19 protein-coding genes are annotated in these 21,293 nt (G+C 67.5%); 7 read left to right on the top strand and 12 right to left on the bottom strand.

What is annotated here, in order from left to right:
* Positions 1-92 precede the first annotated feature (92 nt).
* The 5 genes from ACK4FB_RS08355 to ACK4FB_RS08335 all read left to right on the top strand — a co-directional run bounded on the left by ACK4FB_RS08355 (position 93) and on the right by ACK4FB_RS08335 (position 5,246).
* Positions 93-1,526: a cytochrome ubiquinol oxidase subunit I gene (locus tag ACK4FB_RS08355; protein ID WP_409750456.1), complete on the top strand. Its 1,434-nt coding sequence runs from the start codon at positions 93-95 to the stop codon at positions 1,524-1,526.
* The gene (cydB, locus tag ACK4FB_RS08350) at positions 1,523-2,557 is read left to right on the top strand and encodes a cytochrome d ubiquinol oxidase subunit II (RefSeq protein WP_409750453.1); all 1,035 of its coding nucleotides are present in this window, start codon (positions 1,523-1,525) and stop codon (positions 2,555-2,557) included. The genes ACK4FB_RS08355 and cydB overlap by 4 nt, the downstream gene beginning before the upstream one ends.
* 159 nt (positions 2,558-2,716) lie before the next feature.
* Entirely contained in the window at positions 2,717-3,517 is an 801-nt protein-coding gene (locus tag ACK4FB_RS08345; RefSeq protein WP_409750450.1) for a hypothetical protein, read from the top strand.
* A 30-nt stretch (positions 3,518-3,547) separates the two neighbouring features.
* Positions 3,548-4,444 carry a hypothetical protein gene (locus ACK4FB_RS08340; RefSeq protein ID WP_409750447.1) on the top strand — a complete coding sequence of 299 codons (897 nt, stop codon included), beginning with the start codon at positions 3,548-3,550 and terminating at the stop codon, positions 4,442-4,444.
* A 55-nt stretch (positions 4,445-4,499) separates the two neighbouring features.
* Positions 4,500-5,246: a MauE/DoxX family redox-associated membrane protein gene (locus tag ACK4FB_RS08335; RefSeq protein ID WP_409750444.1), complete on the top strand. Its 747-nt coding sequence runs from the start codon at positions 4,500-4,502 to the stop codon at positions 5,244-5,246.
* A gap of 4 nt (positions 5,247-5,250) precedes the next feature.
* On the opposite strand, the gene ACK4FB_RS08330 is transcribed toward ACK4FB_RS08335, so the two are convergent.
* The 7 genes from ACK4FB_RS08330 to ACK4FB_RS08300 form a co-directional block, all read right to left on the bottom strand.
* Positions 5,251-5,610 carry a bleomycin resistance protein gene (locus ACK4FB_RS08330; protein WP_409750441.1) on the bottom strand — a complete coding sequence of 120 codons (360 nt, stop codon included), beginning with the start codon at positions 5,608-5,610 and terminating at the stop codon, positions 5,251-5,253.
* Positions 5,611-5,613: 3 nt separating this feature from the next.
* Positions 5,614-6,306 (bottom strand): phosphate regulon transcriptional regulator PhoB, encoded by a 693-nt coding sequence (gene phoB / locus ACK4FB_RS08325; protein WP_409750438.1) that lies wholly within the window; start codon positions 6,304-6,306, stop codon positions 5,614-5,616.
* The gene (gene phoU / locus ACK4FB_RS08320) at positions 6,303-7,028 is read right to left on the bottom strand and encodes a phosphate signaling complex protein PhoU (RefSeq protein WP_409750594.1); all 726 of its coding nucleotides are present in this window, start codon (positions 7,026-7,028) and stop codon (positions 6,303-6,305) included. The genes phoB and phoU overlap by 4 nt, the downstream gene beginning before the upstream one ends.
* 17 nt (positions 7,029-7,045) lie before the next feature.
* Positions 7,046-7,909, bottom strand: coding sequence for a phosphate ABC transporter ATP-binding protein PstB (pstB, locus tag ACK4FB_RS08315; protein ID WP_409750435.1), 864 nt, complete (start codon positions 7,907-7,909; stop codon positions 7,046-7,048).
* 5 nt (positions 7,910-7,914) lie between these two features.
* Positions 7,915-9,213 (bottom strand): phosphate ABC transporter permease PstA, encoded by a 1,299-nt coding sequence (pstA, locus tag ACK4FB_RS08310; protein WP_409750432.1) that lies wholly within the window; start codon positions 9,211-9,213, stop codon positions 7,915-7,917.
* Positions 9,206-10,636 carry a phosphate ABC transporter permease subunit PstC gene (pstC, locus tag ACK4FB_RS08305; RefSeq protein WP_409750429.1) on the bottom strand — a complete coding sequence of 477 codons (1,431 nt, stop codon included), beginning with the start codon at positions 10,634-10,636 and terminating at the stop codon, positions 9,206-9,208. The genes pstA and pstC overlap by 8 nt, the downstream gene beginning before the upstream one ends.
* A 132-nt stretch (positions 10,637-10,768) precedes the next feature.
* A complete protein-coding gene (locus tag ACK4FB_RS08300; protein WP_409750426.1) occupies positions 10,769-12,148 on the bottom strand; it encodes a sensor histidine kinase in 1,380 nt (459 codons plus the stop codon).
* Positions 12,149-12,266: 118 nt separating this feature from the next.
* Between ACK4FB_RS08300 and ACK4FB_RS08295 the strand changes: the two genes are divergently transcribed.
* The gene (locus ACK4FB_RS08295; RefSeq protein WP_409750423.1) at positions 12,267-14,552 is read left to right on the top strand and encodes a response regulator; all 2,286 of its coding nucleotides are present in this window, start codon (positions 12,267-12,269) and stop codon (positions 14,550-14,552) included.
* A 145-nt stretch (positions 14,553-14,697) separates the two neighbouring features.
* On the opposite strand, the gene ACK4FB_RS08290 is transcribed toward ACK4FB_RS08295, so the two are convergent.
* The 5 genes from ACK4FB_RS08290 to aceA form a co-directional block, all read right to left on the bottom strand.
* A complete protein-coding gene (locus ACK4FB_RS08290; protein WP_409750420.1) occupies positions 14,698-15,090 on the bottom strand; it encodes a host attachment family protein in 393 nt (130 codons plus the stop codon).
* A gap of 139 nt (positions 15,091-15,229) precedes the next feature.
* The gene (locus ACK4FB_RS08285) at positions 15,230-15,439 is read right to left on the bottom strand and encodes a hypothetical protein (RefSeq protein ID WP_409750418.1); all 210 of its coding nucleotides are present in this window, start codon (positions 15,437-15,439) and stop codon (positions 15,230-15,232) included.
* Positions 15,440-16,100: 661 nt separating this feature from the next.
* The gene (gene aceB / locus ACK4FB_RS08280; protein WP_409750415.1) at positions 16,101-17,684 is read right to left on the bottom strand and encodes a malate synthase A; all 1,584 of its coding nucleotides are present in this window, start codon (positions 17,682-17,684) and stop codon (positions 16,101-16,103) included.
* 163 nt (positions 17,685-17,847) lie between these two features.
* Positions 17,848-18,057 carry a hypothetical protein gene (locus ACK4FB_RS08275; protein ID WP_021696737.1) on the bottom strand — a complete coding sequence of 70 codons (210 nt, stop codon included), beginning with the start codon at positions 18,055-18,057 and terminating at the stop codon, positions 17,848-17,850.
* 11 nt (positions 18,058-18,068) lie between these two features.
* A complete protein-coding gene (gene aceA, locus ACK4FB_RS08270; protein WP_409750412.1) occupies positions 18,069-19,352 on the bottom strand; it encodes an isocitrate lyase in 1,284 nt (427 codons plus the stop codon).
* Positions 19,353-19,509: 157 nt separating this feature from the next.
* Between aceA and ACK4FB_RS08265 the strand changes: the two genes are divergently transcribed.
* Complete coding sequence (locus tag ACK4FB_RS08265) at positions 19,510-20,913, top strand: short-chain fatty acyl-CoA regulator family protein (RefSeq protein ID WP_409750409.1); 1,404 nt, start codon at positions 19,510-19,512, stop codon at positions 20,911-20,913.
* The last annotated feature ends 380 nt before the right edge of the window (positions 20,914-21,293 follow it).

Genomic DNA, 21,293 nt, shown 5'->3' with positions numbered 1-21,293 from the left:
CGGCAGCCTGACGCGCGGCGGTCCGGCGCTGGACATCACGGGTCCACAAGCGCACGGTTCGACACCACCCAGGGCTGTTCAAGGAACTGATCGTGGATTTCGACGCACTCTTGCTGTCACGGATGCAGTTCGCCTTCACCGTGGCGTTCCACATCCTGTTCCCCGCCTTCACCATCGGCCTGGCGGCGTTTCTCGCCGTGCTGGAAGGGCTGTGGCTGTGGACCAAGCGGGACGTGTTCCAGACCCTGTACCTGTTCTGGGTGAAGATCTTCGCCCTCAGCTTCGGCATGGGCGTCGTGTCCGGGGTGGTGCTGAGCTACCAGTTCGGCACCAACTGGTCCGAGTTCATCCGCCTGACGGGCGGGGTGATCGGGCCGCTGCTGGCCTATGAGGTGCTGACGGCCTTCTTCCTGGAGGCCTCGTTCCTGGGCGTCATGCTGTTCGGCTGGAAGAAGGTGGGGCCGAAACTGCACTTCCTGGCCACGGTGCTGGTGGCCATCGGCACCAGCGTGTCCGCCTTCTGGATCCTGTCGGCCAACAGCTGGATGCAGACGCCGCAGGGTTACGAAATCCTCGCCAACGGCGTGTTCCAGGCGACCAATTTCTGGGAGGTGGTGTTCAACCCCAGCTTCCCGTCGCGGCTTGTTCACATGCTGCTGGCCGCCTTCCTGACCACGGCGCTCGTGGTCGGGGCGGCCTCGGCCTTCCAGGTGCTGAAGACCCGCAAGACGGGCGAGGCGCCCACGGGCTGGACCGCCAGCCGGGTGGCCCTGGCCATGTCCGTGGGCATGATCGCCGTCACCGCACCGCTGCAACTTCTGGCGGGCCACTGGTCCGGCGAGGTGGCTCACCACTATCAACCGTCGAAACTGGCGGCCATCGAGGGCTACTGGGAGACCCGCGCCGACCAGCCCCTGCACCTGTTCGCCATTCCCGACCGTTCGACCCAGTCCAATCACTTCGAGGTCTCCATCCCCGGCGTCGGCAACATGGTGCAGAACCTGCCCCGCGACGAGGTGATCCAGGGCCTGGACCAGCTGGCGCCCGAAGACCAGCCGCCGGTGTTCATGGTGTTCTGGGCTTTCCGCATCATGGTGGGGCTGGGTCTGCTGATGATCGGCCTGGGCGCGTGGGGCGCGTTCCTGCTGTGGCGCAAGAAGCTGTTCGACAGCCGGTGGTTCCTGCGCTTCGCCGTGGCCATGGGGCCGGCCGGCTTCATCGCCGTGCTGGCCGGCTGGATGGTCACCGAAATCGGGCGCCAGCCATGGGTGGTCTACGGCGTGCTGCGCACCGCCGACGCCGTCTCCCCCGTCACCAGCGGAGAGGTGCTCACCTCGCTGCTGGTCTACATCACCGTCTATTCCATCGTCTTCACGGCGGGCGCCCTGTTCATCCTGCGCCTGATGGCCGAAGGCCCGAAGGCCGTGATCACCGCCCGCGCCGCTGAGGAGCGCCGCGCCCCCGGTTCGCCTCTGGCCAAGGCGCCTGAGGATGTGGACGGCGACGTTCCGGGAGATCCCTCATGACCCTCGACCTCGCCCTGATCTGGGCCGGACTGATCGCCGTGGCGGTGCTGCTCTATGTGGTGCTGGACGGGTTCGACCTCGGCCTGGGCATCCTGTTCCCCTTCGCGCGCTCGCCGCAGGACCGGGATGTGATGATGAACACCGTCGCTCCCGTCTGGGACGGCAACGAGACCTGGCTGGTGCTGGGCGGGGGCGGCCTGCTGGCCGCCTTCCCGCTGGCCTATTCCATCCTGATGCCGGCGCTGTATCTGCCTGTGCTGATGATGCTGGCGGGGCTCATCCTGCGGGGCGTGGCGTTCGAGTTCCGCTTCCGGGCGCGCAATCGCGGGCGCCGCTTCTGGACCCAGATGTTCGCCTTCGGCTCGATTCTCGCGGCCTTCGCCCAGGGCCTGATCCTGGGCGGGTTCATCCAGGGCGTTCAGGTGGTGGACGATCGCTTCGCGGGCGGACCGTTCGACTGGTTCACGCCCTACACCCTGCTGGTGGCTTGCGGACTGGTGGCCGGCTACGCCCTGCTGGGCGCGACCTGGCTGATGCTGAAGACCACCGACGACCTGCACGGCGACGCCCGCAAATGGACCGGAATCAGCGCTGTGGCCACCGCGGGCCTGCTGGCCGCAGTCAGCCTGGCCACCCTCGTCGCCCACCCGCTGATCGGCGAGCGGTGGGGCTGGCCTGACGGCCTTGCGGGAGGGATCGACTGGGCGGTGTTTGCGCCGCGCGCCCTCATCCCGCTGCTCGGCGTGGCGGGACTGGCGATGATCTTCCTGGGCTCGCGAAAGGGATCGCACAACTGGCCCTTCGTGGGGGCGCTGACGGTGTTCCTGTCGGGCTATCTGGGGCTGGCCATCAGCTTCGCGCCCTATGTGGTGCCCTATGCGGTGGACTTCCGGCAGGGGGCGGCACCGGACAACGCCCTGGGCCTGATGCTGTGGGGCACGGCTTTCATCCTGCCCACCATCCTGGGCTACACCGCCTGGGTTTACTGGGTGTTCCGCGGCAAGATGACCCCGGAGACCGGCTATCATTAGGCCCGTCCCCCCGCCCGGCCCCGAGGATCCGCTGCCCCCTCTGTGGAAGCGGCTGATGTGGTTCGCCCTCCTGTCGATCGCCGGGCTCGTTCTGGTGGCGGCGGTCGCCTACACGCTTCGGGCCTTGCCGTTCATGGGATGAGGCGCGACAGTCGCGCCATGATGCTCCGCAAGACGCTGATCGCCGCCGCCCTGACGGCCCTGGCCGCCCCCGTGACGGCGCAGGAGGCCGACGATTTCACCGCGCGCCTCAACCGCCTGCCGGGCCAGACGTCCCTCCCCGCTCCCGGGCCGACGGCCCAGGCCGAACCGGCGCCAGACGCACCGCCGGCAGAGGATTTCACCGCACGCCTGAACCGGTCGCCCGGCGCCGCGTCGCCGGCCCCCGCGCCGCAGTCCGACGGCCCGCCGCCGTCAGAGCCGCCCATCCTCGACACCCTGTCCGAGCGGCTGGAGCAGATGCGCGCCGGGGACGATGAAGCCACGCCAGCGCCGGAACCCGTCCCACCGGAGCCGGAGCCGACCTCCCCGCCCGTCCCCGCGTCCGAAGTCGAGCCTGAACCGGAGCGCGCTCAGGACCCGGACGCCCCGCCGCCCGTGCTGGAAATTCTCGGATCCCAGGCGGATCTGGCCTTCCGGGTCGGCGTGCCCGAGCCGTTCGATCTGGTGGAGCGCCCGTCCGGCCCGGACTTCGACATGTATCAGGTGTCACGCGGCGACACGCCGTTCGTCAGCATCTATGTGGGCTGCTGCTCTTTGTTTCCCATCTATGACGGCCGCCAGACGGAGGCGGGGGGGCGCATCTCCATCCTCGTCCCCGAGGGCGGCGCCAACCGCGCGGTGGAACACCTGTTCGTCCGCGAATCCGACGGCCGCCAGATCCACGTCTGGCTGCACAGCGTCACCGGCGAGGACCGCGCCATCGCCGAACGCATCGCCCAGTCGGTGGACCCGAGATGACCGCAACTGAAACAGACGGTGCCGTCTTCCATGTTTTTTGACGACGCTTCCGGGCGTGTAATCAGCAACCTCGGGTGGGTCGATGGAGGCCGTCTCTGGGCCTTTGATGTCGCAACGGACCGGGAGAGCTACTTATCGGTCGCCGACGCTGACGGACTTTCGCTTGAGCGGGGACGTCATGGCCGGTTCCGAATGACCGAGATTGAGGGCCAAGACCGTCGGATTTCCGTGCGTACCTTCAGCGAGCCCTTGATCGAGCTTGCTGCCTGCCAGAGCAGCGACGCCAACTGGATTCTGTCGGGCGACATGGACGCGTGGGCTGACGTTCCAAGAACATTTTTCACCAATCGCGGCCCACCTGCGCTGACGGTGATCAAGCCGGAAGAGGGAGGCGTTCATGTAGCTCCTCTGGGCTGGTTCAACGAGAGCAGCTACGACTTACTGTACCAAGGCCTCGTAGACTCCTTGGTCCTAGCGTCCGGGCAAGTACTGATTTCCGTTCAGCGATCTTCTGAACTGCTGATCGTGAATGAGCTTCAGGGCCACATCGTGCAGCGTGTTTCATTGGGAGACCGCGGTGGAAATCCCAAACTGCGTCGGCTTTCAGACGGAGCTATCGCCGCGAGCGACTACGACACCCTATGCATCATCGAGCCAAGGCGCTGGCAGGTGCGCAAATCCGACATTCTTCAAGCTCCTCGCCCGCCGATGGGCGCCGAGTTCATCGGCGATTACGATATTCGAGGAACGGACTGCATCGTGGCCCGACCTTTCAGCGGCGACGTGCTGCGGCTGGACACTTCAACCTTGGCCGTTGTGGATCAGGCGCCCATCGGCGGCCAACCCCTGAGTGTCTGCTGGCTGGAAGGCGATGAGTTTCTCACGCGCGACTGGAAGACCGGGAAGGTTCGACGAGGCCAATTCTAGCAGAGAATTTTGAACCTGCATGGGGCGGGTCCGGTTTCCGGCAAGAGGAGCTCCCATGACCGATCACCCGAAGAAAACCGCCGTCCTGCATCGCATGGTGATGGACCAGCATGTCTGTCCGTGGGGGCTGAAGTCGAAGCACCTGCTGAAATCGCGGGGCTACGCGGTGGACGACCGCTGGTTGACCAGCCGGGAACAGACCGACGCCTTCAAGGCCGAGCATGGGGTGAAAACCACCCCCCAGACTTTCATCGATGGTGTCCGCATCGGCGGCTACGACGACCTGCGGCGGCATTTCGGCATGAAAATCAAGGACCCGGAGGCCACCACCTATGCGCCGGTGATCGCCATCTTCGGCGTGGCGGCCCTGATGGCGCTCGCGGCCACATGGGCGATGATGGGGACGGTGCTGACCCTTCACGCCGTGGAGTGGTTCATCGCCTTCGCGATGTGTCTGCTGGCCCTGATGAAGCTGCGGGACGTTTCGGGCTTCGCCACCATGTTCCTGAACTATGACCTGCTGGCCCGGCGCTGGGTCCCCTATGGCAAGGTCTATCCCTTCGCCGAGCTGTTCGCCGGGGTGATGATGATCTCCGGCGCCCTGATCTGGCTGGCCGCGCCCTTGGCCCTGCTCATCGGCGGCATCGGGGCGGTGTCGGTGTTCAAGGCCGTCTATATCGACAAGCGCGAACTGAAATGCGCCTGCGTGGGCGGGGACTCCAACGTGCCGCTGGGCTTCGTGTCCCTGACCGAGAACCTGATGATGATCGGGATGGCGGTGTGGATGCTGGCGCGGATGTAGGGCGTCAGTTCTGGATCAGCCGCAGTAATGTGCCGTCAGGATCGACCATGAAGCCCACCCGGCCGCCCCAGGGCTCGAGCCGTGGCGGATGCAGGCGGGGCTGGCCTGTGGCGGACTCCGGCAAACCCGCAGCCTTGCACAGGGCGTAGAAGGCATCGAGGTCATCCAGCCGCAGACAGCAGCCGAAGGCGCTCTGCAGCGGATCCAGTTCGGGATACGGAAAAAACTCCAGCGTCAGGTCGCCGCGCGACAGGATCATCCAGCCGCCGTCGCGCCAATCCTCTTGAAAGCCCAACGCACCGTAGAAAGTCGAGGTGGCGGCGAAATCACGGGACGGCAGGTTCGGCGTCGCGTGATCGGTCACGGCCTACCCTTCCAGATCCAGCGCATAGCCCGCAGAGCGGACCGTGCGCACGGGGTCGCGGAGACCTTCCGAAACCGCCAGGGCCTTGCGCAGGCGACCCACGTGGACGTCCACGGTGCGGACCTCCACATAGACGTCCGAGCCCCACACCGCGTCCAGCAGTTGCTCGCGGCTGAACACCCGGCCCGGATGCTGCATCAGATAGTCCAGCAGGCGGAACTCGGTGGGGCCCAGATGGACCTCCTTGCCGTCGCGCTTCACCCGGTGGGCCACCCGGTCGATGATGATGTCGCCGTGGCTAACCCGGTCGTCGGCAAGGCCGGGCCGGATGCGGCGCAGCACGGCGCGGATGCGGGCGTTCAGCTCCACCATGGAGACCGGCTTGGTCAGATAGTCGTCGGCGCCCGTGTCCAGACCGCGCACCCGGTCCGATTCCTCGCCCCGCGCGGTCAGCATGATGATCGGCACGTTGCGGGTTTCGGCCCGGCCGCGCAGGCGGCGGCAGACCTCGATGCCCGACACCTTGGGCAGCATCCAGTCCAGCAGGACCAGATCCGGCGTTTCCTCCTCGGCCTGCATCAGACCTTCCTCGCCGTCCGAGGCGACGCTGACCCTGTAGCCTTCCTTCTCCAGATTGTACTGGAGCAGGGTCGCCAGGGCGTCCTCATCCTCGAAAACCAGAATGTGGGGCGTCATGCGTTCTGCTCCGGCGTACCGATTTCACTGGGGCTGGGCACGGCGGTTGCGCGCGGGCGCTCGCCCGTCAGCTCGTCGCCGGTGATCTGATAGTGGATGGTCTCGGCGATATTGGTGGCGTGGTCGCCGATGCGCTCCAGGTTCTTGGCCATGAACAGCAGGTGGGTGCAGGCGGTGATCGTGCGCGCGTCGCCCATCATGTAGGTCAGCAGTTCGCGGAACAGCGCGTTGTAGTGCTCGTCCACCTCGTCGTCGGTGCTCCACACCGCCACGGCCCGCTCCACGTCGCCGGAAATGTAGGCGTCCAGCACCTGCTTCAGGCGCTGGTTGACCAGCCGGCCCATGCGCTCGATGGACCGGGTCAGGGGCGCCATGGGCTCGGTCTCGGCCAGGCTCAGGCCGCGCTTGGCGATGTTCTTGGCCAGGTCGCCGGTGCGCTCCAGATCCATGGCCAGCTTCATGGCCGCCAGGGTCTTGCGCAGGTCGGTGGCCACGGGCTGGCGCAGGGCGATCAGGCGGATCGACTTCTTGTCGATCTCCATGTGCATGGCGTCCAGTTTCGCGTCCCGCTCGATCACCTGGCGGGCCAGGGCCACGTCGCGGCGCACCACGGAGGCCACGGCGTCGACGATCTGGGCCTCGGCCAGGCCCCCCATGCGGGCGACCTCGGCGGTCAGGGCGTTCAGCTCTTCGCCATAGGCGCGGACGGTGTGTTCATTCATGGCCATGGTGATGGTCCTCAGCCGAAGCGGCCGGTGATGTAATCAAGGGTGCGCTTGTCGCTCGGGTTCTGGAAGATGGTTTCGGTGTCCCCGAATTCCACCAGTTCGCCCATGTGGAAGAAGGCGGTGCGCTGGCTGACCCGCGCGGCCTGGGCCATGGAGTGGGTGACGATGACGATGCAGAATTGCTCGCGCAGTTCGTCGATGAGCTCCTCGACCTTGGCGGTGGCGATGGGGTCCAGCGCCGAGCAGGGCTCGTCCATCAGGATCACCTCGGGCTGCACCGCGATGGCGCGGGCGATGACCAGACGCTGCTGCTGGCCGCCCGACAGGCCGGTGGCCGCCGCATCGAGGCGGTCCGCCACCTCGGCCCAGAGACCGGCGCGCTTCAGCGATTGCTCGACCCGGTCGGCCAGCTCGGTCTTGTTCTCGGTCAGCCCGTGGATCCGCGGGCCGTAGGCCACGTTCTCGAAGATCGACTTGGGAAACGGATTCGGCTTCTGGAACACCATGCCGACCCGGGCGCGCAGCAGCACCGGGTCCAGGCCCTTGTCGTAGATGTCCTCGCCATCCATGCGGATGGAGCCCTTCACGCGCGCGATGGCGATCGTGTCGTTCATCCGGTTCAGGCAACGCAGGAAGCTGGACTTGCCGCAGCCGGACGGGCCGATGAAGGCCGTCACGGCCTTGTCGGGAATATCCACGTTCACGTCATAGAGCGCCTGTTTGTCCCCGTAGAAGACCGAAACGTCGCGGCATTTGATCTTGATGGCGCCGGTGGGATCCGGGTGCGCGGCGTGGGGCGGCGCCAGCAGCGGCGAATCCGCCGCGTTACCGCCGCTTTCGGCGCCGTCCAGCTGTCGGAAAAGATTGAAACGCATGGGGACTACCACCGACGTTCGAAACGGCGCCGCAGATAGATGGCGGCGGCGTTCATGATGATCATGAAGACCAGGAGAACCATGATGGCCGCAGCGGTGCGCTCATGGAACGCGCGCTCGGACGCATTCTCCCAGATGAAGACCAGCACCGGCAGGGCGCTGGAGGGCGAGGTGATGGCCTCGGGCACGCCGGGCACGAAGCTGACCATGCCGATCAGCAGCAGCGGGGCGGTCTCGCCCAGGGCGTGGGCCATGGAGATGATGGCGCCGGTCATGACGCCCGGCATGGCCAGGGGCAGCACGTGGTGGAACACCGCCTGGGTCCGGGACGCCCCCATGGCCAGGGCGGCTTCGCGGATCGAGGGGGGCACGGCCTTGAGGGCGCTGCGCGTGGCGATGATCACCGTGGGCAGGGCCATCAGGGCCAGCACCAGACCCCCCACCAGGGGAGAGGATCTGGGCAGATGCATCCAGTTGATGAACACGGCCAGGCCCAGCAGGCCGTAGACGATGGAGGGCACCGCCGCCAGATTGTTGATGTTCACCTCGATGATGTCGGTGATGCGGCCCTTCGGCGCGAACTCCTCCAGATAGATCGCCGCGCCCACCCCGATGGGCAGGGCCAGGGACGCGGTCACCAGCAGCATCAGGGCCGAGCCCACCACCGCGCCGAGCACCCCCGCCAGTTCCGGCTGGGTGGAATCGGAACGGGTGAACAGGCTGGTGTTGAACTGGGCCTTGATGCGGCCCTGCTCGCGCATCTGGTCCAGCCAGAAGATCTGGCGGTCGTTGAGGCGACGGAACTGCTCCTCGCCCTCCCCGTCCAGCTGGCCCTTGTAGTAGAGGTCCGCGTCCGCCCCGATGGGCAGGGTCACCGTGATGCGATCGCCGATCACCTCCGGATTTTCGCGCACCAGCCGCTGCATCTCGAAGGCGACGCCCGCCGACATCAGCTGACGCATGTCGCGCGAGGCGGTCATGGCCTCGTCGTCCTGCACGCCGACCCGCACCAGTTGCTGCTCGGCCACCAGCTGATCGAAATTGGTCCCCTCGGGATAGAGCGGGTCGATGCGCGCGGGGTCCAGATAGACCTCGGTCTGGACGGTATGGGTCCAGAAGGCCGTGTGGCCCTGCTCGATGATGCGGCCAAGCAGGAGGGCGAGGAAACCGATCGCGATGGCGATGGCCAGCACGCCGTAGAGCTTGAACCGCCGCTCGCGCGCATGCCGGCGCTTGAGGCTTTTCCTCAGCTGGGCGGTGCTGCGACCGGAGGCGCCGGCGCGGGGCAGGGTCGCGTCAGTCATATTGTTCCCGGTAGGTCTGGACGATGCGCTGGGCCGCAAAGTTGAGGATCAGGGTCACGACGAACAGGGTCAGGCCCAGACCGAACGCGGCCAGGGTCTTGGCGCTGTCGAACTCCTGGTCCCCGGTCAGAAGGGTGACGATCTGGACCGTGACCGTGGTGACGGTCTCGAGCGGGTTCAGGGTGGTGCGCGCGGCCAGGCCCGCGGCCATGGTCACGATCATGGTCTCGCCGATGGCGCGGGACACGGCCAGCAGGAAGGCCCCCGCGATCCCCGGCAGGGCGGCGGGCAGCACCACCCGCTTGATGGTCTCCGACTTCGTCGCGCCCATGGCGTAGGAGCCGTCGCGCAGGGACTGGGGCACCGCATTGATGATGTCGTCCGACAGGGACGAGACGAACGGGATCAGCATGATGCCCATGACCGCGCCGGCCACCAGGGCCATCTGGTTCTGCACCAGCAGCAGGTGCTGGCCCAGGCCGTCAAGCGGCCCGCCCACCAGCTGGGCGCCGATCCAGTTGAAGAACGCGCGGAAGGACGGACCCACCGTCAGGGCGGCGAAAAAGCCGTAGACCACCGTGGGCACGCCGGCGAGAATCTCGAGCACCGGCTTGATCACCGCCCGGCGCTTCGGCCCGGCGTATTCCGCCAGATAGATGGCCGAGAACAGGCCGATCGGTCCGGCCACGATCATGGCGATGAGCATGATCAGGAAGGTGCCCGCGAATAGGGGCACCGCGCCGAACGCCCCTGTGGAGCCGACCTGGTCGGCGCGAATGGCGATCTGGGGCGACCACTGGGTCCCGAACAGGAACTCGGTGATGGGCACCATCTGGAAGAAGCGCAGACTCTCGAAGAGCAGGGAGGCCACGATGCCGATGGTGGTGAGGATCGCCACCGCGGAGCAGATGAACAGGGCGACGTCCACGAAGGCCTCGACCTGGTTGCGGGCCCGCGTCTGCGGCGCCAGCCGTCGCCAGGCCAGGGCCGCGCCGATCAGGGCGGCCAGGACGGCGGCGATCATGCCGCCCCAGGCCAGGGCGGCGTCCACCCGCCCCGCACGGCCGGCCTCTTCCTGCAGCGCGGCGGCCAGATCCCCCGTCCAGACCTGCCTCGGCATGCCGCCGGCGCCGACGATGCGCGCATCCTCGATGAAGGCGTTCCGGCGCGGCGCGTCCAGCAGCTGCACCGCCTCGGGGGCGGAGGCGGCCAGCACCGTGCGCTCGATGCGGGCGTCGAAGACCGAGGCCAGGATCAGGATCAGCAGGGCCGGAGCAGCCGCCCAGATCAGCGCCAGGGCGCCGTGGTAGCCGGCGCCGCTATGGGCCCGCACGGCGGACGCACGGCGACGGGCCGCCCGCCTCGCGAAGACGAACACCGCCGTGGAAAACGCGGCCAGCACCAGGAGAGAGAGAAGAAACATTCACCGTCCAGACGCACGAAGAGGGCGAATCGAAAGAGAGGCCGCCTCGCCGGGCCCGTATGCCGACGGCCCGCCGCCGCATTACGACGGTTCAGAGACAGTTTTGTAACATCGTCCGTCCGCTGATGGATTTCAGCGGGAAGAGGCTCGCCGCAGGGGCAGATAGACGCCGAAGGTCGCCCCCTGACCGACCACGCTCTCCACCGTCATGCCGCCCCGGTGACGATTGACGATGTGCTTGACGATGGCCAGGCCCAGCCCCGTCCCCATCCGCTCTCCGCTCTTCTGTCCCTCGACCCGGTAGAACCGCTCGGTCAGGCGCGGCATGGTCTCGCGGGCCAGCCCCGGTCCGTGATCGCGCACCGTGATCAGCACATAGCGGGCCTCCGGATCCCGGTCCGGCGTCAGCAGCGGCAGGCCGGCGGCCTCGGCCATGCGCCCTGCGGCCGCCTCGTCAGCGCTCACATTCACCGTGAGGGCGATGTCCACCTCGCTGCCGTCCGGCGAGTATTTGATGGCGTTGTCCGTCAGGTTCTGGATCACCTGGATCAGCTGGTCCCGTTCGCCGGTCACATTGGTGGAGCCTTCGCCCTCGCGGGTCACGTTCAGCCGGATCCCGCGCCGCGCGGCCAGGGGGCCGGTGGCGTCCACGACGTCTGACACCGCCCCGGCCAGATCCACCTTTCCGGACGGCGGAATATGCTCATTGAGCTCGATCCGGCTGAGCGACAGCAGATCCGCCACCAGCCGCGTCATGCGCTCGGCCTGAACCGCCATGATGCTGAGAAATTTCTCCCGCGCCACCGCGTCCTCGCGCGCGTGCCCCCGCAAGGTCTCGATGAAGCCGGACAGGGACGCCAGGGGCGTGCGCAACTCGTGACTGGCGTTGGCCAGGAAGTCCACGCGCATCAGTTCAGCGCGCTTGGAGTCCGTTTCGTCGCGCAGGCGCAGGATCGCCAGACGTCCCTCGCCCGCGCCCTGATCGGGCAAGGGCGCCACCCACCCGCTCCAGTGTCGATCCTGGGTCCCCCCCGGCTGGTAGTCGATCATCTGGGTGCGACGGCCGAACAGCGCCTCGTCCACGGCCTCCAGCAGGTTCGGGTCCCGGATCGCCGCGTGCAGGGGGTGGTCCAGAACCCCTGACGGCAGGCGCAGCAGCTCGGCGGCGGCGGCGTTCGCCCGCACGATGGTGCGGTCTCCCACGTCGTCGGCGTCGTCACCCGCGATCACCAGCAGCGGATCGGGCAGGGCCTCCATCGCCTCGGTGGCCAGGGTGACGTCGCGCAGGTCAGGCCGCGCCTCGGGCTCCTCCACATCCGCGACCATGGCGGGACGCCGCCGCAGGACCACCAGGGCCAGCAGGGTCAGGGCCGCGCCCACGGTCAGCGCCGGCGCGGCCTGCGGATGCGCGGCGGCGGTCAGGCCCATCACGGCCAGCGCCAGCAATCCCGGCCCCCAGTGTCTCAGGGTGTCCATGTCGAGCGAAAAGGCGGAGGGCTTTGTTTCGGTCATGAGGGGTCCAGCCAGGCGAAGCCTGTACGCCATGAGCGACAGTGTGGCGTCTTCGAACGCCGGTTTCAGCCCTTTTTCACACCTTCACCGTAGTAAAAGGACGAACTCCGGGGGAACCGTGCGCGAAACGCTCACCTGTCTGGCGACTGAACACGACTGGCGGCTGCTGATTGCGGCCGTTCTGGTGTGCGTGCTGGGCACGACCACCTGCATGCGCCTGTTCAACCAGTCGCAAAACCGCAAGCACAGCGAACGGGATCTGATGCTGCTGGTCGCCGGACTGGTGGGCGGCGTAACCGTGTGGACCACCCACTTCATCGCCATGCTGGCGTTCCAGCCCGTCACCCGGTTCGACTATGACCTGTTCAGCACCATGGGGTCGCTGATCATCGCCGCCTGCGGCCTGGCGGCGGGTCTGCTGGTGGCCGCCCATGTGCGCTCCCCGGCCGGACGCATCCTCGCAGGCGTCCTGATCGGGAGCACGGTCGCCGCCATGCACTACACCGGCATGGCGGCCGTGAAGCTGCAGGGGATCGTCGTCTGGGACGCCGGTCTGGTGAGCGGCGGCGTCATTGTCTCGTGCGTGCTGTGGTCGGTCGCCATGCTGGTTATGGGCCCGGGCTGGCGGCGCACGGCGGGAGCCGCCCTGCTGGCGGTGCTGGGCATCTGCAGCCTTCACTTCAGCGGCATGGCCGCCGCCGCGATCATCCCCGACATGGCCCTTCCCCCCGTCGAGGCGGATGCGGGATCCCGCATGGCGATCAGCGCGGTCATTTTCGCAGCCTTCCTTGTGACCGCCGCCGCCGTGGTCGAGGCCCTGAACTTCTGGTCGCGGGCCAGCATGCTGACCCAGTTGCGCGAGGCCATCGACGCCATGCCCGACGGCCTGGCCTTCTATGACTCCCATGACCGGCTGGTGATCTGGAACGCCCGCTACGCCGAGATCAATCCCGAGATCGCCGACATTCTCAAACAGGGCGCCACCTTCCGCGAGATCGTCCAGATCGGCATCGACAAGGGGCACTATCCCGAGGCCGAGGGGCGCGAGGCGGACTGGCTGAACGAGCGCATGACGGCGCGAAGCCATCTGTCCTGCGCCATGGAGCAGAAGACCTCCGACGACCGCTGGCTGAAGGTGCAGGATCGTCGCACCGCCGACGGCGGCGTGGTCACCCTGGTCAACGACATCACCGACCTGAAAAGGGACGCCGAGACTCTGGCCGCCGCCCGCGACGCCGCCGAGGCCGCCAATCGCGCCAAGTCCGCCTTCCTGGCCAACATGAGTCACGAGATCAGGACCCCGCTGAACGGCGTCATCGGCGTCGCCCAGGCCCTGTCCGGCACGCCCATGAATGAGCGGCAGCAGGAAATGCTGGCGCTGATCCGCTCATCCGGCGTGACCCTGCAGCACCTGCTGTCCGACATCCTGGACCTTGCGCGTGTGGAATCCGGACGGCTGGAGCTGCGCACCGAGCCCTTCGATCTGCACAAGGCGGTCCACGAAGCGGCCCAGCTCTATTCCGCCCAGGCCGAGGACAAGGGCCTGCGCTTCTTCGTGGAGGCGCCGGAGGACACCCGGGTCTGGGTGGACGGCGACGTGGTGCGCCTCAAGCAGATCCTGACCAATCTGGTTTCCAACGCCGTCAAATTCACCAGCCAGGGCTTCGTCAGCCTGTCGGTGTCGCGCGGTCAGGGCGCCGACGGCGCGCCGGTCTTCCGGTTCATGATCGAGGACACCGGCATCGGCTTCGATTCCGCCGCACGGGCGCGCCTGTTCAGCCGGTTCGAGCAGGCGGACGGCGCCATCACCCGCAAATTCGGCGGCACCGGCCTGGGACTGGCCATCTGCCGCGAGCTGGCCGGCATCATGGACGGGCATCTGGATTGCGAGAGCGAGCCGGGCGGCGGTTCAACCTTCATCCTCACCCTGCACCTGCGCGAGGTGGCCGCGACGGTTCAGCAGACCGCGATCGACCGGAACAAGGACACGTCCGAGGATCGTCCCCTTCGCGTGCTGGTGGCTGACGATCACCCCACAAATCGCAAGGTGGTGGAACTGATCCTGTCGCAGATCGACGTGGAGCTCGTCATGGTCGAGGACGGCGCCCAGGCCCTGTCCGCCTTCCGCGACGCGGACTTCGACGTGGTGCTGATGGACATGCAGATGCCGGTCATGGACGGCCTGACCGCCACGCGCGAAATCCGTCTGCACGAAGCGGCCATGGGCGCGCCGCGCACCCCGGTCATCATGCTGACCGCCAACGCCCTGCCCGAACACGTGGACGCAGCGCGCGAGGCCGGCGCCGACCGGCACCTGTCCAAGCCCTTCGGCGCCGAGGCGCTGATCGAACTGGTCACGACCCTCGGCCGCGCGACGGTCCGAATGGACGAGGCGGCGGCCTAGGCGCCTGATCGCCAGCCGGCGCCCGATTTGCCACAGGCTGACGTGTGCTTCCCACTGACTGGCTGCCCGGGGGCCTGCCGTGTTCGCCATCCGTCGAGGCGCGGGCGGTTCCAGCCTGTGAGAGGATCTGCGCCGGCCATCGACCCTAGTCTTGCAGCGAGCGCTCGATGTCCTCCACAGGCGAGTTGATCAGCGTCTTGGCCTGTTCGAGAACAAGCTTGTCCGTCACGACCTGGTGAAGAAGCGGCCGGACCTCACCCAGGGTGCGGGGGTCGGCGATCAGGATGAGCTGGTCAAAGCGCCCGGCGTTTGCGGCTTTGTAAAGCCGTTCGGCGATCTGCTTCGAAAACGTCGCCTCGTTGAGATCGCTGGCCGATGCATCGGGCGGACTTTTTCCCGACGGTCCCTCGTCGGCCAGGTTGGTAGGGCCCCAGTTGGCCGCGTGCGTAAGAGACCCGCCCTTTACATGAAATGTTTTGGCCTCCTCGCCGCTGGCGACGACGACAAACGTCCCGTCGGGGTAGCGTAGCTTGGTCATACTTGAATCCTGTATGCGGGCCGTGGCTCGGGGCGCGGCGCGACGTTGTTCAGTTGGGCGCAGGCGGCAGGCCTCCAGCAGTGTAGGCTTGCCCGCGGTTGCCGCCGCTGCCGTCCTGCCGGGTCGCCGGGTTAAAGGGCTAGCGGTTCGCGCGGCCGCGATCGTCGGGATCGACCGACCCGTCCGGCTGGACGTTGTTGGCGGTGTCGCCGACCACCGTGCTTTCGCCTTCAATGGGTTCCAGACCCTCGCGGCGGTACACGCCGCCGCCCTGTCCGATGCCGGGGTTACGCTTGAGATCGTCGGGACCTTTGACCGGTTGGTCCTGGGGGGCTGGATGCTTGCTCATGGCTGTCTCCTCTACTGGGGAGGAAACCATGCGCAGGCCGGGGGGTTCCGACCGACTGCATCACGGGACCGCGTTTCAGAGGCGCTCGCCCGACGCGCCCCGTTCAAGGTGGGCTGGTCGGCAAGATGGGAACGGCGGCTCACGACCCGTTGCGGACGTTTTCTGCCTGCCTCAAGATGGCCTGATGAGCGATCCACCGAGCAAGTCAGAGCGCATGGAACTGCGTCGATCGGTCGGCAACCGAAAGGTCACCGGACAGCACGTGCCTCCATATCATCGGGGGCCTGAATACCTGATCGCCCACGCGTGTTTTGACTGTCGGAAGTCATGGAAACGCCAAGGCGATACCATGCAGTCGTGTCCTCATTGCAGAGGCCCATTGGCCTTGATGGGGAGAAGCTTCAAGGCACCCAAGAAGTCTGATGAGGCTCAGTGGGATAAGGTGCGCCGGCTTTGGGATGCAGGGTTCCGCTTTTGGAGCTACCGCAGCTTTCCCGACGCCGAACGCTTTCCAGAAGGGTTGCGAGAGGTTGACGCCTTCATCCAGCGTAACCCCCATCATCCGATGCGGATTAGGGCTTAGGGTCCGCTTTCCACCCCTAACAGCCACCCGAAACGTCTGCAGTTCAGCAGGGCGCCCTGCGCGCCTTTTGAGACCAACCTAGTCCTTCAGGGCGACGTAGGCCGGCAGGGTCAGGAACTCCTCGCAGCTCTCGGCCAGGCACAGGTCGGTGAACAGGCGCACCGCCTCCTCCAGATGCGGCAGGTCCCCCGGCATGCGCCGGATCTCGTCCTCGATCAGGGCCCGCACCAGGGCCTCGTCCACCACCCGGCCGTCGTCCAGGTGGGCTGACAGCGTGCGCCACTGCCACACCTGGGTGCGGCTGATCTCGGCGGTGGCGGCGTCCTCCATCAGGTTGAACAGGGGCACGGCCCCGCGCCCGCCCAGCCAGGCTTCCGTATAGAGGATGCCGACGCGGATGTTCTCGCGCAGGCCCGCCTCGGTGCGGGGACCCTGATGGATCTCCAGCAGCCGGTCGCGGCCGATGTCCTGACCCGACAGGGGCCGGTCCAGCTGGTTCGGGCCGGGCATCAGGCGGTCGAACACCGCCATGGCCACGGGCACCAGATCCGGGTGCGCCACCCAGGTGCCGTCGTGGCCGTTGGACGCCTCGCGCTCCTTGTCCGCCTTGACCTTGGCGAAGGCGGCGGCGTTGGCGGCCTCGTCGTTCTTGACCGGAATCTGGGCCGCCATGCCGCCCATGGCGAACGCCCCGCGCCGGTGGCACGCATCGATCAGCTTCAGGGAATAGGCGTTCAGGAAGGCGTCGCCCATGACCATGGCCGACCGGTCCGGGGTCAGGAAGTCCGGATTGCCGCCCAGCCGCTTGATGGTCGAGAAGATGTAGTCCCAGCGGCCGCAGTTCAGACCGACGATGTGGTCCTTCAGCGCGTGCAGGATTTCGTCCATCTCGAAGGCGGCGGTGATGGTCTCGATCAGCACGGTGGCCTTGAAGCTGCCCGCCGGCAGGCCCAGCGCGTCCTGGGCGCGGCGGAACACGGCGTCCCACAGGGCCGCCTCCTCCATGGTCTCCAGCTTGGGCAGATAGAACCACAGGCCCGACCCGGCCTTCGTCGCCGCGTGCGCGTTGTGGAAGGCGTACAGGCCGAAGTCGAACAGGGCGCCCGACACGGACTTGCCGTCCACGGTCATGTGCCGCTCGGGCAGGTGCCAGCCGCGCGGCCGCACCTTCAGGACGGCGCGCTTGTCCTTCAGGCGATAGGCCTTGCCGCTCTTCGGATCGTCGAACGACAGGCTTCCCGCCCACAGGTCCTTCAGATTGACCTGCCCCTCCACCTGGTTGGTCCAGGTGGGGCTGGTGGCGTCCTCGAAATCGGCCATGAACACCTTCGCCCCGGAGTTCAGGGCGTTGATGACCATCTTGCGGTCCACCGGGCCGGTGATCTCCACCCGCCGGTCCAGCAGCTCCGCCGGGATCGTCCCGACGCGCCAGTCGCCGTCCCGGATGTGGGCGGTGTCGGCGCGGAAGTCCGGCGTCTCCCCCGCGTCGAACCGATTCTGCCGCACGTCCCGCTCGGCCAGCAGCGCCAGCCGCCGGGCGTCGAAGCGCCTGTGCAGATCGGCCACGAAGGCCAGCGCCTCCGGCGTCAGGATCTCGCCCGCACGGCCCTCCACGGGGCCGGTGACGCGGATGGCGGGGTCGGTCAGGGTGTCGAGGGGCATTGAATCTCCTTCTCCCTCCCCGTCCGGGGAGGGCGGTCGTCGCGAAGCGGCGGCCGGGTGGGGGGGCCCGGAGAAACAGACTCGCTGCATCGCCTGGCCGCCCCCGCCCGCTTCGCCTTCGGCTCAGCCCCCTCCCCGGGACGGGGAGGGAGACTGACGTCATCTACTCATACCCGTGGGCGGCTTCGTTGATCACCAGCGGCGGCATGGCGTTGAAGTCTACGGCCACCGGCTGGGGGATGCGCGCCTGATAGGTCTTGATGACATGGGCCATGCGGTGCCGCACCTCCCGCTCGGCCGCCCCGCCCCCGTCCAGCCCCAGAGGGGCCAGGCAGAAGTCGATGATGGCGTCGGCGCTTCTGATCTCGGTCATGGCAGTGCTCCTTATTCCGCCGCCACGAACTGGGCGGTCTCGGTGGAATCCTTCAGGGCGGTGGTGGACGAGTTCCCCGACGAGATGGTCATGGCCACCTGGTCGAAATAGCCGGTGCCCACCTCGCGCTGGTGCCGGGTGGCGGTGTAGCCCGCGGCCTCATTGGCGAACTCACGCTGCTGCAGCTCGGAATAGGCCGCCATGCCCCGGTCGCGGTAGCCGGACGCCAGCTCGAACATGCCGTTGTTCAGGCTGTGGAACCCGGCCAGGGTCACGAACTGGAACTTGTAGCCCATGGCGCCCAGCTCGCGCTGGAACTTGGCGATGGTCGGCTTGTCCAGCTTGGCTTCCCAGTTGAACGACGGCGAGCAGTTGTAGGCCATCAGCTTGCCGGGGTGCTTCTTCTGGATCGCCTCGGCGAAGCGCTTCGCGTCGTCCAGATCCGGGTGCGAGGTCTCCCACCACAAGAGGTCGGCGTATTTCGCATAGGCCAGCCCCCGCGCGATGCAGTGGTCCAGTCCCGTGCCCGCCTTGAGGCGGAAGAAGCCTTCGGGCGTGCGATCCTCGCGGTCGATGAAGGGATGGTCCCGCTCGTCCACGTCCGAGGTGATCAGCTGGGCGCTCTCCGCGTCCGTGCGCGCCACGGTCAGGGTCGGAACCCCCATCACGTCGGCGGCCAGCCGCGCGGCGATCAGGTTGCGCTCATGGGCCTGGGTGGGGATCAGCACCTTGCCGCCCAGATGGCCGCACTTCTTCTCCGAGGCCAGCTGGTCCTCGAAGTGGACGCCCGCGGCCCCCGCCTCGATGAAGGCCTTCATGATCTCGAAGCTGTTCAGCGGCCCGCCGAAGCCGGCCTCGGCGTCGGCCACGATGGGAGCGAACCAGTCGCGCCTGGCCCCGCCCTCGCCGTGCTCGATCTGGTCGGCGCGCTGCAGGGTGCGGTTGATGCGGCGGCACAGCTCCGGCGCCGCATTGGCCGGGTACAGCGACTGGTCCGGATACATGGCCGAGGCGGTGTTGGCGTCCGCCGCCACCTGCCAGCCGGACAGATAGATGGCCTTCAGCCCCGCGCGGACCATCTGCATGGCCTGATTGCCGGTCACGGCCCCCAGCGCATTGATGAAGGGCTCGGTGTGCAGCAACTCCCACAGGCGGTTGGCGCCGCGCTCGGCCAGGGTGTGCTGGATGGGGAACGAGCCGCGCAGGCGCTCCACCTCTTCGGGGCCATAGGGACGCTCGATCCCGTCGAACCGCCCTTCGGGGGCGCCCGGAACCAGTTCCGCGAAAGTGGTCATGATGTGTCTCCGACAACCGATTCTGCGGCCTCGTCGCCGCGTCGATGGCCAGAAAACATGCGAGCGCCCGGATTGCACCCGCTGCACGTCCACCTTTCGCGCTTATTGGTCACATCGTGACTAGCTTTTGTCAGTCACTTCATGACATCATGACCGAATGAGCGACGACGCCGACCGAAAACTGTTTCTGGGCGGACGCCTCAAGCGGCTGCGGCGCGAGCTCGCCCTGTCCCAGACCGCCATGGCGGCCGATCTGGGGGTCTCACCCAGCTACCTGAACCACATCGAGCGCAACCAGCGCCCCGTCTCGGCCCAACTGCTGCTGCGGCTGGCCGAGACCTATGACGTGGACCTGCGGGCCTTCGGCGGCCAGACCGGGCCCGGCGGCGAGGCGGCCCTGGCCGAGGTCTTCGCCGACCCGTTGTTCCAGGGCATCCCCATCCCGCGCCACGAGATCCTGCAGCTGGCCGAGGACCTGCCCGGCGCCGCCGACGCGGTGGTGCGCCTGTACCGCGCCATGTCGCAGGGCCGCCCCGCCGCTCCGGCCGCCGAGACCGCCGGCCCCGCCGACTGGGTGCGCGATCACATTCAGGCCCGCCGCAACCACTTCCCCGAACTGGACCTGATGGGCGAGGCGCTGAGCCACGATCTGGCGCCCGACCCCGCCACCCTCCACACCGCCGGGCCCGAAGCCCTGCTCCGCGAGCGCCTCAAGGCCCGCCACGACATGGGTGTGCGCGTCATGCCCGCCGAGGTGATGGTGGAATGGACCCGCCGCTTCGACCCGCACCGCAAGCGCCTGCTGATCTCCGAGGTGCTGTCCCCCGCCTCCCGCGCCTTCGCCCTGGCCTATCAGCTGGGTCTGATGGAGCACGGCGGCGAGCTTCAGGCCCTGGTGGATCAGGCCGCCCCGCCGGGCGCCGCCTCGGCGCGCCTGCTCAAGGTGTCGCTGGCCAACACCCTGGCCGCCGCCATCCTCATGCCCTACGCCGCCTTTCAGGCCCTGGCCGAACAGAGCGGCTATGACATGGACCGCCTGTGCGCCCGCTTCGGCGTCTCGTTCGAACAGGCGGCCCACCGGCTGACCACCCTGTCGCGGCCCACCGCGCGCGGCGTGCCCTTCTTCTTCATCCGTGTGGACCGGGCGGGCAATGTGTCCAAGCGCTACGCCTCGGCCGCCTTCCCCTTCGCCCGGTTCGGCGGCGGCTGCCCCCGCTGGCGCCTGCACGACGCCTTCGGCTCGCCGGGCCGCGTCCTGACCCAGATCGTGGAGACCCCCGACGGCCAGCGCTGGTTCACCCTCGCCCGCACGGTGCCCAGACAAGGCACCCACGATCACGACCTGGCCGTCGGCCTCGGCTGCGAGCTGAAACACGCCCACCGCCTGATCCATGCCCGCGGCCTGAACCTCGACGCCCCGGAAGTCACCGGCATCGGCCCCGCCTGCCGCCTGTGCGACCGCCACCCCTGCCCCCAGCGCGCCGAACCCCCGCAAGGCCGCCCCCTCACCGTCGACGACTGGGCCAAGTCGGTCAGCCCCTATCCGTTCGCGGCGGAGTAGGGGGCGCCATAGGAATTTCGCTTAAGGGTGGTGGGCAGTCATTTGCCTGCGAGCTTGCTGGCTGTCCTTTTTGCCTTCCGGCGTTCTGCCTCCCGCAATCTAATAGCATTCCAAAACTGTCGCTGACGCTTCGCCCACCGCCAATTCAAAATGGCAAACGGCCATGGCGCCCAAAGAATAGCGAAACGGGACCAATCCAATATATCGCCGCGCAGCAGGAAGGGGCTGCATGGGTATGCCAATGCCATCCTGATGTATGCGGTTCGACGACCAGTACCCTCCAGCGCCGAGCCCACACACTGCGAGAAAATCTCGGTAGAGGAAGCGACGATGGAAACAGCAATGAATATCGCTAGGGCGGGCCACCAACGACTGAATGG

This window comes from Brevundimonas sp. (assembly GCF_046299535.1).
In the GTDB taxonomy this organism is placed as follows: Bacteria; Pseudomonadota; Alphaproteobacteria; order Caulobacterales; family Caulobacteraceae; genus Brevundimonas.
The sequence above is the reverse complement of the archived record's forward strand: the minus strand, read 5'-3'. Positions and strand labels throughout refer to the sequence as shown.

Coding starts and splice junctions, on each gene's coding strand:
- pstC (WP_409750429.1), bottom strand. CDS start 10,636: ATGTTTCTTCTCTCTCTCCTGGTGCTGGCCGCGTTTTCCACGGCGGTG.
- ACK4FB_RS08290 (WP_409750420.1), bottom strand. CDS start 15,090: ATGACCAAGCTACGCTACCCCGACGGGACGTTTGTCGTCGTCGCCAGC.
- aceB (WP_409750415.1), bottom strand. CDS start 17,684: ATGCCCCTCGACACCCTGACCGACCCCGCCATCCGCGTCACCGGCCCC.
- ACK4FB_RS08335 (WP_409750444.1), top strand. CDS start 4,500: ATGACCGATCACCCGAAGAAAACCGCCGTCCTGCATCGCATGGTGATG.
- phoU (WP_409750594.1), bottom strand. CDS start 7,028: ATGAATGAACACACCGTCCGCGCCTATGGCGAAGAGCTGAACGCCCTG.
- pstB (WP_409750435.1), bottom strand. CDS start 7,909: ATGCGTTTCAATCTTTTCCGACAGCTGGACGGCGCCGAAAGCGGCGGT.
- cydB (WP_409750453.1), top strand. CDS start 1,523: ATGACCCTCGACCTCGCCCTGATCTGGGCCGGACTGATCGCCGTGGCG.
- ACK4FB_RS08345 (WP_409750450.1), top strand. CDS start 2,717: ATGATGCTCCGCAAGACGCTGATCGCCGCCGCCCTGACGGCCCTGGCC.
- ACK4FB_RS08340 (WP_409750447.1), top strand. CDS start 3,548: ATGTTTTTTGACGACGCTTCCGGGCGTGTAATCAGCAACCTCGGGTGG.
- phoB (WP_409750438.1), bottom strand. CDS start 6,306: ATGACGCCCCACATTCTGGTTTTCGAGGATGAGGACGCCCTGGCGACC.
- ACK4FB_RS08275 (WP_021696737.1), bottom strand. CDS start 18,057: ATGACCGAGATCAGAAGCGCCGACGCCATCATCGACTTCTGCCTGGCC.
- pstA (WP_409750432.1), bottom strand. CDS start 9,213: ATGACTGACGCGACCCTGCCCCGCGCCGGCGCCTCCGGTCGCAGCACC.
- aceA (WP_409750412.1), bottom strand. CDS start 19,352: ATGACCACTTTCGCGGAACTGGTTCCGGGCGCCCCCGAAGGGCGGTTC.
- ACK4FB_RS08300 (WP_409750426.1), bottom strand. CDS start 12,148: ATGACCGAAACAAAGCCCTCCGCCTTTTCGCTCGACATGGACACCCTG.
- ACK4FB_RS08265 (WP_409750409.1), top strand. CDS start 19,510: ATGAGCGACGACGCCGACCGAAAACTGTTTCTGGGCGGACGCCTCAAG.
- ACK4FB_RS08285 (WP_409750418.1), bottom strand. CDS start 15,439: ATGAGCAAGCATCCAGCCCCCCAGGACCAACCGGTCAAAGGTCCCGAC.